The sequence below is a fragment of the Deltaproteobacteria bacterium genome (assembly GCA_009930495.1).
GTDB lineage: Bacteria > Desulfobacterota > Desulfovibrionia > Desulfovibrionales > Desulfomicrobiaceae > Desulfomicrobium.
This window is the reverse complement of sequence record RZYB01000136.1, coordinates 1-7,254: the sequence shown is the minus strand read 5'-3', so window position 1 is coordinate 7,254 and position 7,254 is coordinate 1. Positions and strand designations below refer to the sequence as shown.

Genomic DNA, 7,254 nt, shown 5'->3' with positions numbered 1-7,254 from the left:
CTCTACGCCCTGGACCCGAGTCTGGCCGCCGGGCTCAATTTCCCCTTCACGGGACAGGAAACAACCTATCTGCGCCCGGAATTTCTGAATCTGCCCGTGCTCGGCGGCTGGTTCGGCCAGGGACAGACCCCGAACCTGGAAAGCGTCATGGCCGCCAAGCCGGATTTCATCCTGGCCTGGTCCTGGCGCACATCTGCCATCAACGACGTCATCGAAAAAACGGCCCGGACCATCAATCTGCCCGTGGTCTATGTCCGTCTGGACACCATGGAAGACTACGCCCAGGCCTTTGAATTCGTGGGCCGGATTCTGCATCGCGAGGCGCGTGGCCAGGCCCTGGCCCAGGCCACCCGCCGCATGGTCGCGGAGGTCGAACCCATGGTCGCGGCCATTCCCAGGGAAAAACGCGTACCCGTGTACTACGCCCAGGGTCTGGATGGCCTGAAAACCGAATGCGACACCTCGGTCCATGCCGAACTGATCAATCTGGCTGGAGGCCGCAATGTCCGGTCCTGCGCGGCCCGCGATGTCTACGGCATGGAAAGCGTCGGCATCGAGGAAGTGCTTGGCGCGGACCCGGACATCATCTTGGCCAAGGAAAAGACCTTTGCCCAAACGGCCCCGGCCAATCCGGTCTGGAAACAACTACGGGCCGTGCGCGACGGCAGAATCGTCACCATTCCCGACAAGCCCTTCAACTGGTTTGACCGGCCACCGTCCTTCATGCGCATCCTGGGCCTGTGCTGGCTGACCAACAAACTCTATCCGGAGCGCTACCCCAAGGACATGATCGCCGAGACCAAGGCCTTCTACCGCCTGTTTCTGAACGTGGACCTGGACGACGCCCAGGCCCGCGAGGTGCTCGAACCATGACCATGCATGCGCGCGCCCTCGGCCTGCTGTTCCTGCTCTGCGCGGGCGTGACCATATCCCTTGGTCTGGGCCGCTACCCGGTTGGGCCGCACGATCTGGCCCTGGCCCTCGGGCTTGGGACCGAGTCCGATCCGGACCGGCTGCGCCTCCTGCGCACCCTCATCGTCGAGGTGCGCCTGCCGCGCATCCTGGCCGCCATCTGCGTCGGCGCGGCCCTGTCCGTGTCCGGCGCGGCCTTCCAGGCCATGTTCATCAATCCCCTGGTCTCGCCGGGCCTGCTCGGCGTCCTGGCCGGCGCGTCCCTGGGCGCGGCCCTGGGCATGGTCCTGTCCACGCACTGGATCGTGATTCAGATCGCCACCTTCGCCTGCGGCCTGCTGGCCGTGGGTCTGGCCATGCTCATGGCCCGCCTCTATCGGGGCGACCGGGTCCTGCTGCTGGTACTGAGCGGGGTGGTCGTTTCGGCCCTGTTCACGGCGCTTTTGTCCATCATCAAATATCTGGCCGATCCCTACAACCAGCTCCCGGCCATCACCTATTGGCTCATGGGCGGATTTTCCCTGGTCAGTCGGGAGTCCATGACCCTCATGGCCCCGATCATGGGACTTGGCGTCGGCCTGATCCTGAGCCTTTCCGGCAGCCTCAACGCCCTGACCATGGGCGACGAGGAGGCCCGTACCCTGGGACTGCGCGTGGCCCGGCTGCGCATGGTACTCATCCTGGCCGCGACCCTGATCAGCAGCCTGACCGTGGTCGTGGGCGGGATCATCGGCTGGGTCGGGCTGATCATCCCCCATGTCGGGCGCATGCTGGTCGGCCCGGACAACCGGATTCTGTTGCCCGTGTCCGCCCTGCTCGGGGCGCTTTATCTGTTGGTGGTCGACAACCTGTCCCGCCTGATCTTTCCGGTGGAGATTCCCCTGGGCATTCTGACCTCGCTCTTGGGCATTCCCGTTTTCGCCCTGGCCCTGCGTCGGAGCCGGGGAGGATGGAGCTGACATGGAAAAACTTGGCGCGGAATCCATTTTCTTTGGCTACACCCAGCATCCGGTGCTGCGTGACGTGTCCCTGAGCGTACGCCAGGGCGAGGTTGTCTCGCTCCTGGGCCCCAACGGCAGCGGCAAGACGTCCCTGCTCAAAACCCTGCTCGGATTGCTCCGGCCAAGCCGGGGCGAGGCGCGCCTGGACGGCCGCCCGGTCCACGCCTGGACACCACGCGAAGCGGCCCAGCGCGTGGCCTACGTTCCCCAGATCCACCGCACGCCCTTCGCCTTCCGCGTCCTGGACGTGGCGGCCATGGGCCGTCTGGCCCATCACGGTCTGTTCGGACGCGTCACGGGCCACGACATGGACCTGGCCGAGGCCGCCCTGGATCGTATGGGCATCGGCCACCTGGCCCAGGCCGGATACACCGAGATCAGCGGCGGCGAACGTCAGTTGACCCTCATCGCCCGCGCCCTGGCCCAGGGCGCGCGAACCCTGGTCATGGACGAACCCCTCAACGGCCTGGATTACGGCAACCAAATCCGGGTCCTGGAGCAAATCACCAGCCTGGCCGCCGAGGGGTACACCTTTGTCAAGACCACCCATTTTCCCGACCACGCCCTGTGGATGGCCTCCCGCGTGGTGCTGCTGCGCCAGGGCCGGATCATCGCCAACGGTCCGCCTTCGGAAATTATGAGCTCCCGTCTGCTGAGCGATCTCTATCAGGCCGACATCAGCCTTGTTTCCGTGGGCAACGGCGTCCGCGCCTGCCTGCCCCATTCCGTTCTCCACAATCAGCCCGTTCCCCAATCCCGCGCCGGGCGCGTGTTGTGCGCCGGATAGCAACCGCGCCCGGCGAGGGATGTTTTTGCATCAAATACAGGCCTGTCACGAATTTCACGCCCACCGTGACACTATTGCCGCCACGCCCGGCCACTGTCAGACGCAAGGCAACAACCTCAACCCCAAGGAGCCACCATGTCTTCCGTGTTACGTTCCCTGATCCTGACCCTCTCCCTGGTCCTTGTCGCCGTGTCGGCCAGTGCTGGCGACCTGATCGTTTCGGCCGCGGCCAGTCTGACCAACGCGTTTCGGGACATGAAACCCATTTTCGAAAAAGCCCACCCGGACACGAGCGTGGTGTTCAATTTCGCGGCCTCGGGCGCGCTGCTCAAACAGATTGAAAAAGGGGCACCCGTGGATGTTTTCGCCTCGGCCGACCAGGAAACCCTGGACAAGGCCACGCCTCATATCGTGCCCGAATCCCGGGTCGACTTCGCGGGCAATTCCATGGTCCTGATCGTTCCCGGAGAGAGCACCCTTGACGTGACCGCGCCCGAGGATCTCAAGGGCGACGCGATCAAGCTCATCGCCATCGGCAATCCGGAATCCGTGCCCATCGGCCGCTACGCCAGGGAAGCCCTGCGCAAAAAGAACCTGTACGACGCACTGACACCCAAGTTCGTGCTGGCCGAAAGCGTGCGCCAAGCCCTGGATTATGTGGCCAGGGGCGAGGTTCAGGCTGGATTTGTCTTTGCCTCGGACGCGGCCTTGCGCGCCGACAAGGTCAAAAACGTGGCCACGGTGACCGGACACAAGCCCATCATCTACCCCATCGCCATCACCAAGTCCTCCGACAAAAAAGATCTGGCCCAGGCGTTCATCGCTCTCGTGCGTGGTCCCGAAGGACAGGCCGTGCTCTCCAAATACGGTTTCCAAAAATTGTGATCCCGAATCCGGAGCACGCCGACGAATCCCGGCACCCGGACCTTGTGGAATAACGGACGGGCCGCGGTGGATGGATATCCAACCCGGCCCCACGCGTGACAGCACGCCCCCATCATCGCGAAACCACACCCCGGCGCGGTGGTGATCGCGGAAAAAGACGGCACGATCCAGCGATCGGGCCGTATCGACCCGGCCACCGCCCAATTTTTTCCGGACCATCCACGCCCCGGTGGACGACTTTTCCGCCCCGCCTTTGCCTTTCCGCCGTCCTCTGGTAAACCCTTCCCATGGTCAGCCCCGACACGCCGGATAATCCCCGCACACAAAATGCTTCCCACAAAGGACGCCACACGGCCATCTTCCTGGCCGGCGTCATGCTGACGACGTGGTGCATGCTCCCGACCCTGGCCCAGCATCTGCTCGTTCCCTGGCTGGGAGCGCGCCTTGAAACGCCCGGCTTGGGCGCGGACATCAGGCGCCTGGATTTTTCCGGGCTGGATCTCGGGAATGTCACGCTCGGACCGGGGACGAATGTCCGGATCAGCGCCATGCAACTGGACTGGAGCCTCACCGGGCTGGCGCGCGGGCGGCTGGACGCCGTGCGTGTCCTGGGGCTTGAAATTCTCGCCCGCCACGAGGGCGGATCATGGCAGGTGGCGGGTCTGCCCCTGACAGGCGGCAGCGCGGATTCATCCCCGATTCCGCTTCAAATCGACACGCTTCATGTGGATGGCCGGATCACGCTTGAAAGCTCTTTGTTGAATCTCTGCGCGCCGTTCACCGTGACCGGAGCGCTGGAAAAACACGGGCAGGCCGCCCTGAACGCACACGCGGCCGTGGCGGGACACGACGTGCACGTTCAGCTCCGGGCCGATCTTCCGGCACGACACGTTCGCCTGAGCTGTGCCCTGCCCCCGGCCTCGATGGCCGCCCTGGCCGGAACAGTCCCGGCCCTGGCCGGGCTGGGCGTTGGGGGTGGACTCCAGGCCCAAACCGAGATGACCCTGATGCAGGGGCAGCCGCGCGGCGACGTGAACCTGGACCTTCACCAATTCCACGCCCGACTTGGCGAAACCAATCTGGCCCAAACCGGCAATACCAGCCTTCATCTGGCCATAGCCGACACTGTCAACGCAACGCTGACGCCGCTCCGGCTCGATGCACCCGTTCCCCTGACCCTGATCGTGCGCGATCCCCATTTCGATCCCACATCCGGGCACGGCGGCGCGAACTGGGAGCTCATCGTGGAAAACATACCGGGCCTACGCTTCGCCTCCGCGCCCCGGCTGACCGGGGAAACCAGCGTCACGCCCGACGCGACGGGCTGGAACATCCGCACCCGCGCCGAGCTGGACCCGATGCGCATCGAGCGTGAAGGCCAGCCCGGCCCGAAGGCGACCCTGGCCGCGACGTTCCTGGACATGGAGCTGAGCGCCAACGCCACGGAGCAAAATTTTGGAGCCGATCTCAAACTGGGCGACCTGCGCCTGGAGCACGAAAACCTCAAGACGGCCCTGACCGGCCTGACCCTGCACGCCAACGCGACGCGCACCCCGGAAGACACACGCGGCGCGCTGAGGCTGGCCGGAGCCACCCTGACCGCGCGGCAAGCCTCCTCGCGCCTGACCACGAACAGCCTGGGCGGGCAGTGTGGCTGGGTCTGGGGACCAACCCCACGCCTGGAGGGCGATCTCGCGTTCACGGCCACGGCCACGGCCGAGGCCGCCGTGGCGCGGATCGCCATGAACCTGCCCCTGTCCTGGCCCACTCCGGAAAAAACTCCAGGACAACTCCGGATTGACTTCAGCCACAAATCCAAAGCCATCGGGTCCGTCACGGCGTCGCTTCGGCCCAAGGATTCCGGCCTGCGGCTGGATGGAACGCTTGCCCTGACGCCGCTGCCCGTGCGCGGTCGGATCACGGGGCAACTCGTTCCGCGCGCCCCGGAATCATCCTGGATCGAGGTCAACATCGGCCAAAAACTGACCTTTCCCGGCCAGCTGGCCGGCTTCGCGCCGGTTCTGGGCGGCCTGACCGGTACGGCCCGCCTCGACGCCCGAATCCGCCTGGACGCAGGCCAGGGACAACCGAGCTGCCCGGCTTCGCTGCGGCTTCGCGACATCGAACTCGCCCATGAAGGCACGACAGCGCTGACCAAGGCCAACCTAAGCCTGAATTTTCCGGATCTGCTCACGTCCCGGTCCGACCCGGAGCAGCGCCTGGGTTTCCAACGTTTGCGCCTGGGCTCGGTCCTGCTGGATCAGGGCGACATTCGCTTCCGGGTCGAGACTCCGCGCAGCATTTTGGTGGAACGCTGCGGTTTCCGCTGGGCCGGCGGCCGAATCGGCACCCAGGCCTTCCGCGTCGATCCCGGCGTGGATGACTACACCGTCGAGCTCTACTGCGACCGGGTCCAACTGGCCCAGGCCCTGGAGCAGCTCGGCATGCGCCGGGCCCAGGGCGGTGGCGCGGCCAACGGACGCATCCCGGTCCGTTACGCCCATGGTTCCATCAGCTTCGACGACGGTTTTCTCTATTCCACGCCCGGCGAAAAGGGCGTGTTGCGCATCCAGGGCACGGACATCCTGACCGCCGGCGTGCCGCCCGGTTCCATCCAATACGCACAGCTCGATCTGGCCGCCGAAGCCCTCAAAAATTTCTCCTACGACTGGGCCAAGATGAGCTTGGATACCAAGGGCCAGGAGCTCGTGGTCAGCCTGCAACTGGACGGCAAACCCGAAGGCCCCCTGCCCTTTGTCTTCAACAAGGATATTGGGGCGTTCGTCCGCGTCACGGGTCCCACGGCGGGATCAAACTTTCAGGGCATCCGCCTGGACGCCAATTTCCGCCTGCCCCTGGATCAACTTTTGCAACATCGGCAACTTCTCGACCTGATAAAAAACGGAGGGTAACATGCGTTTTTTCTTCTTTTTTCCCGCCCTGTTGAGCGTGCTGTGGATTCTCCCGGCCTGCAGCACCCGACACGAGGTCCAGATGGCCCCGGTGGAAGTCAAGCCCATCCACATCACCATCGACGTCAACGTCCGGGTCCAGAAGGATCTGGAGGATTTCTTCGGCGACATCGACAAGGCCAAACAACAACTCAATCAAAACAAATAACGGAGGCTCCCATGCGCCACGCGACATCGCTTGTCATTCTGCTATTGACCCTTCTGGTCTGGACCGGCGGCGTCCATGCCAGTGACATCAAGGCCCGCATGACGGCCCGACTGCCGGTCATCAACGCGCTGAAAACCCAAGGATTGATTGGCGAAAACAACCAGGGATATCTGGAATTCAGGTCCGGCCAGCGCCCCCACGCGGACGTGATCGCGGCCGAAAACCAGGATCGCAAAACCGTGTACGCGGCCATCGCGGCCCGCCAAAACGCGTCCGTGGACCTGGTCGGACAGACCAGGGCGGCCCAGATCGCATCCAGTGAGCCGACCGGATTCTGGGTGCAGGAGCCCTCGGGTGCCTGGAAGAAAAAATAATCGGAGGAACCATGCAACTTCTCGACGCCATCCACACCCGGCGCAGCATCCGCAAATATCAGGACAAATCCGTGCCGGCCGAAATGATCAAGACCATCATCCGGGCCGGCATGGCCGCGCCCTCGGCCGGAAACCAGCAGCCCTGGCACTTCGTGGTCATCACGGATCGCGCCAC

General features: G+C 64.4%; 8 protein-coding genes. All 8 read left to right on the top strand.

What is annotated here, in order from left to right:
* The coding region (locus tag EOL86_10690) for an ABC transporter substrate-binding protein (GenBank protein NCD26039.1) at nucleotides 1-873 on the top strand (873 nt) is incomplete at its 5' end.
* Nucleotides 870-1,871: an iron ABC transporter permease gene (locus tag EOL86_10685; protein ID NCD26038.1), complete on the top strand. Its 1,002-nt coding sequence runs from the start codon at nucleotides 870-872 to the stop codon at nucleotides 1,869-1,871. The genes EOL86_10690 and EOL86_10685, both read left to right, overlap by 4 nt.
* A gap of 1 nt (nucleotide 1,872) precedes the next feature.
* Nucleotides 1,873-2,700 carry an ABC transporter ATP-binding protein gene (locus tag EOL86_10680; GenBank protein NCD26037.1) on the top strand — a complete coding sequence of 276 codons (828 nt, stop codon included), beginning with the start codon at nucleotides 1,873-1,875 and terminating at the stop codon, nucleotides 2,698-2,700.
* Between the two features lie 135 nt (nucleotides 2,701-2,835).
* Nucleotides 2,836-3,585, top strand: a complete 750-nt coding sequence (gene modA, locus EOL86_10675) for a molybdate ABC transporter substrate-binding protein (GenBank protein ID NCD26036.1) — start codon at nucleotides 2,836-2,838, stop codon at nucleotides 3,583-3,585.
* Between the two features lie 287 nt (nucleotides 3,586-3,872).
* Nucleotides 3,873-6,497: a hypothetical protein gene (locus EOL86_10670; GenBank protein NCD26035.1), complete on the top strand. Its 2,625-nt coding sequence runs from the start codon at nucleotides 3,873-3,875 to the stop codon at nucleotides 6,495-6,497.
* A 1-nt stretch (nucleotide 6,498) separates the two neighbouring features.
* Nucleotides 6,499-6,705, top strand: a complete 207-nt coding sequence (locus EOL86_10665) for a hypothetical protein (GenBank protein NCD26034.1) — start codon at nucleotides 6,499-6,501, stop codon at nucleotides 6,703-6,705.
* An 11-nt stretch (nucleotides 6,706-6,716) separates the two neighbouring features.
* A complete protein-coding gene (locus EOL86_10660; protein NCD26033.1) occupies nucleotides 6,717-7,079 on the top strand; it encodes a DUF1318 domain-containing protein in 363 nt (120 codons plus the stop codon).
* Between the two features lie 11 nt (nucleotides 7,080-7,090).
* Nucleotides 7,091-7,254 (top strand): nitroreductase family protein (locus EOL86_10655; protein ID NCD26032.1); only part of this gene is annotated, 164 nt, incomplete at its 3' end.

Excerpts from the sequence above, each read along its gene's own strand:
- EOL86_10685 (NCD26038.1), top strand. The coding sequence starts at position 870 with ATGACCATGCATGCGCGCGCCCTCGGCCTGCTGTTCCTGCTCTGCGCG.
- EOL86_10680 (NCD26037.1), top strand. The coding sequence starts at position 1,873 with ATGGAAAAACTTGGCGCGGAATCCATTTTCTTTGGCTACACCCAGCAT.
- modA (NCD26036.1), top strand. The coding sequence starts at position 2,836 with ATGTCTTCCGTGTTACGTTCCCTGATCCTGACCCTCTCCCTGGTCCTT.
- EOL86_10670 (NCD26035.1), top strand. The coding sequence starts at position 3,873 with ATGGTCAGCCCCGACACGCCGGATAATCCCCGCACACAAAATGCTTCC.
- EOL86_10665 (NCD26034.1), top strand. The coding sequence starts at position 6,499 with ATGCGTTTTTTCTTCTTTTTTCCCGCCCTGTTGAGCGTGCTGTGGATT.
- EOL86_10660 (NCD26033.1), top strand. The coding sequence starts at position 6,717 with ATGCGCCACGCGACATCGCTTGTCATTCTGCTATTGACCCTTCTGGTC.